Here is a 3,346-nt window from a genome sequence, read left to right as displayed (position 1 = left end):
ACACTGCGTCCAATTCGTCCATAACCATTAATGGCAACTCTAATTGACATAATCGGGGTTGAATACCTAATAACAAAAAACGAACTTCATTGTAGATTAAAATTAAGCATAAGCGAATATGCTGAGATAGGAAATGTTTATAATTTTCAGAAAAGCATGATCCCGACCACAAATTTTCGTAATAAAACAACATTTCGGCCTTTTTAACCGAAATGTCGTAGAATTGTGTAATTAAGCGATCTCTCGGTTACGAATTAACCCTTCCTGCATTGTGGTTGCTACCATTTTGCCATCTCGGGTAAAGAAACGACCGCGGACTAAGCCACGTGTCCCTGATGCACTTGAACTATCCACTGCGTACAATAACCAATCATCAAGACGGAAGTCGCGGTGGAACCACATCGAATGATCGATAGTGACAACTTGCATATTCGGGCTCATAAAGCCTTTACCGTGTGGCTGTAATGCCGTTGGTAAGAAACAGAAGTCAGAGGCATACGCTAATAAGTATTTATGAATACGCGCATCATCCGGCATCTGACCATTGGCTTTAAACCAGATGTAACGCTCTGGTGCCGATTTTTCTTCATTAAGTGGATCAAGATAATGCACAGGGCGCATTTCAATCGGTCTTTCACACACAAACTTAGCGCGGATATCATCCGGTAACTCATCACGCAATGAGAGAACATGGTCTTGTTCAGAAAGCAGTTCTTCCGGTGGTGGTACATCCGGCATTGCATCTTGGTGATCGTAACCTTCACGCTCAATCTGATAAGACGCCGTCATGTAGAAAATAGCTTTACCATTTTGGATCGCACGAATACGCCGAGTGGTAATTGAACCGCCATCACGAATTTTTTCGACTTCATAAATAATCGGCTTAGTCACATCACCAGCACGCAGGAAATAAGAATGGAAGGAATGCACCTTACGATCAGCGGAAACGGTTTCTTTTGCTGCCGATAATGCTTGCCCCATTACTTGGCCGCCAAAGACCGCACCAAACCCTAAATCTTGACTTTGACCACGATAGATTCCTTCTTCAATGGTTTCTAACGTTAATTGTCCAAGAAGATCTTTTAATACCTTACCCATAAATGCCTTATTCTGAATTCAGCTTATTATAAATTACAAGAGCGTAACGCTACCTCTGTTATCAAAGATATTCAAGCGCTAATTATTGATATTGCGGTGCCACAATTAGATATTTTTTAATTAAATTAACCTTTAACGCTTAACCAGCATAGCTTGTTATGCCAAATAACAGCCAAAAAAATACCTTGCTCTAACACCATTAATTACGGCATAAGAACAAGGTAGACTCACTCACGTGAGTATGCATAATTAAGAGTAGACTACGCCATCAAAAATGCACGTAATGCGGCAAAGTCATTGGCCATATCAACCGATAAATTAGCTTTGTCGGCACAATCAGCAAGCTCTTTTGGTAATCCGATATCGCGACCCAGAATATCTTCCACTGACTCTTTGAACTTCGCAGGGTGCGCTGTACATAAGAATAAACCGAATTCATCTTCGCCCAGTTGCGCCGCTAAACGGTCATAAGCAATCGCGCCATGGGGTTCACATAAGTAACCTTGCTCATCTAGTGCGACAACAGCTTGTTTCGTGTCTTCATCAGATAAGAAGTCAGATGCCAGTTCAGATAAGTCCCAGCCTTTAACACGCGCCAGTTCTTCGATACGTGGCCAGTTGCTTGGTACGCTGACATCCATCGCGTTAGAGAGTGTAGCTTGGGTTGCTTTTGGATCCCATTCACCGCTTTGTAAATAACGCGGCACGGTATCATTGATGTTTGTTGCGGCAATGAAGCGTTTAACCGGTAGACCTAATGTCTTCGCTAACAAACCAGCCGTTAAGTTACCAAAATTACCGCTTGGTACTGATACCACAGTTTGGGCGCGCTGCGCTTTTGGTAGTTGTGCGAATGCTTCAAAGTAATAACAAATTTGTGCCATCAGACGGCTGATATTAATTGAGTTAGCAGAGTTAAGGCCTATGGCTTCGCGCAGCTCAGCATCATCAAAAGAGCGCTTCATTAATGCCTGACAAGCATCAAAGTCACCGTCAACAGCGATCGTGCGGATATTGCCGCCAAGGGTACAGAACATTTGTTCTTGTAAGAAGCTGATCTTACCTTTTGGATACATCACTACCACTTCGATATTTTCAATACCGTAGAAAGCATGCGCAACCGCAGCACCAGTATCACCTGATGTTGCTGTTAAGATAGTGATTTTTTCGCCATTACCTTGTTTATCAAAGCTCAGGCGTGATAGACATTGCGCCATGAAACGGCCACCAAAGTCTTTAAATGCCAATGTAGGACCGTGGAATAATTCTAATGCGCTGATCTTGTCGCTCACTTTCGTGACTGGCGCAGGGAAGTTAAACGCACCTTCAACAATGTCATGTAATTCTTGTTGGCTAAATTCATCACCGATCAGTGATTGTAAAATCACGCGACTACGATCAACGAGATTCATCTCTAGTAAGGCATCAATATCGGCAATCGGATTAATTTCGCTTGGAAAGAACAAGCCTTGGTTTTTACCCATGCCTTGTTTCACTGCTTGTGCAAAGCTTACTGTCTCTGCGTGATCTTTAATGCTATATAATTTCATTGTTGCTCATTCCCTAAAACATCATTTGTGCTACCTGCATGATAGCCATATCCTTGACTTCATAAGAGCATATAGCCCTTATTACTTGGATTCAATAGACAATCATGCAGTACTTGTCTGTTTATTACAGCCGTTTATTACCGCTACTGATTACAACTCGTTGTTACAATTCGGTACCGACGATGCGCGCGCCTTCTTTATCCAACTTACAGATATGGCTGAAACCATCACCGTTTTGGATAAAGTTAGCATCTAACCAAGCTTGTAATTTTTGTGCTTGGGCTAAATCAGTCATCACATTAAATACCGTTGGACCCGACCCTGAGATACCTGTGGCCAGAGCACCTAACTCTTTAGCATAGTCACGCACGTCATCAAATTTAGGAATAAGCTGCGCGCGATAAGGTTCAGCAATCACGTCTGTTAACATGGCAGCTGCCAAGTCCTGTTGCTTGCTATAACAAGCATGGATAAAGCCAGCAAGGTTACGGCCATAGGTTAAGCAATCACCACGGCTGTATTCTGTTGGTAAAATGTCACGTGCCGCTGCCGTTGAAATACTAATGCCCGGATAAGCCACAACCCAATACCATTCATCAAAACAAGGTACTGACTGGCTAACAACGCCGTTAGCTTCAAGCATCAACTGCAATCCACCCAAAGCACACGGCGCGACATTATCATAATGCACGCTGCCA

General features: G+C 42.9%; 3 protein-coding genes. All 3 read right to left on the bottom strand.

Annotation, left to right across the window (positions count from 1 at the left end):
* Positions 1-231: 231 nt before the first annotated feature.
* Positions 232-1,098, bottom strand: a complete 867-nt coding sequence (gene tesB / locus QNK26_RS14510) for an acyl-CoA thioesterase II (protein WP_319224256.1) — start codon at positions 1,096-1,098, stop codon at positions 232-234.
* A gap of 260 nt (positions 1,099-1,358) precedes the next feature.
* A complete protein-coding gene (gene thrC, locus QNK26_RS14505) occupies positions 1,359-2,648 on the bottom strand; it encodes a threonine synthase (protein WP_319224254.1) in 1,290 nt (429 codons plus the stop codon).
* Between the two features lie 163 nt (positions 2,649-2,811).
* The coding region (thrB, locus tag QNK26_RS14500) for a homoserine kinase (protein ID WP_319224251.1) at positions 2,812-3,346 on the bottom strand (535 nt) is incomplete at its 5' end.

The organism is Moritella sp., from assembly GCF_033791185.1.
Taxonomy (GTDB): Bacteria; Pseudomonadota; Gammaproteobacteria; order Enterobacterales; family Moritellaceae; genus Moritella.
Note: the sequence above shows the minus strand (reverse complement) of the source record. Positions and strands in the feature narration are given on the sequence as shown.

What these genes read in the sequence shown, in the direction of transcription:
- thrC (WP_319224254.1), bottom strand. Translation starts at nt 2,648, where the DNA reads ATGAAATTATATAGCATTAAAGATCACGCAGAGACAGTAAGCTTTGCA.
- tesB (WP_319224256.1), bottom strand. Translation starts at nt 1,098, where the DNA reads ATGGGTAAGGTATTAAAAGATCTTCTTGGACAATTAACGTTAGAAACC.